Consider the following 522-nt stretch of genomic DNA (forward strand, 5'->3'; position numbering starts at 1 on the left):
GGCTGACGGACGAGCAGATGGAACGGCTTCGGCCTTTCTTTCCCAAGAGCCACGGTAAGCCGCGCGTGGACGATCGTCGGGTGCTGAGCGGTATCGTGTTCGTCAATCGAAACGGGCTGCGCTGGCGAGATGCACCCAAGGACTACGGCCCGCACAAGACGTTGTATAACCGTTGGAAGCGCTGGGGCGAGGCAGGCGTGTTCACGCGGATGATGGAGGGCTTGGCTGCGGCGGACTCCGAGCCGAAGACGGTCATGATCGACGCGACTCACCTGAAGGTGCACCGCACGGCATCGAGCCTGCGGGTTAAAAAGGGGATCTCGGCCGCCTGATCGGGCGTACCAAGGGCGGCATGAACACCAAGCTCCATGCGGTCGCCGACGCGAACGGGTGCCCGTTGAGCTTTTTCATGACAGCAGGCTAGGTCAGCGACTACACTGGCGCGGCAGCGCTGCTCGATGATCTGCCAAAAGCACAGTGGCTGCTTGGTGACCGCGGTTATGATGCAGACTGGTTCAGGGA

1 pseudogene is annotated in these 522 nt (G+C 62.1%); it reads left to right on the forward strand.

Annotation, left to right across the window (positions count from 1 at the left end):
• Positions 1-2: 2 nt before the first annotated feature.
• A pseudogene (locus SB4_RS19340) lies at positions 3-522 on the forward strand (IS5 family transposase); the annotation flags it as partial.

Source organism: Sphingomonas sanguinis (assembly GCF_001476905.1).
Classification (GTDB): Bacteria; Pseudomonadota; Alphaproteobacteria; order Sphingomonadales; family Sphingomonadaceae; genus Sphingomonas; species Sphingomonas sanguinis_B.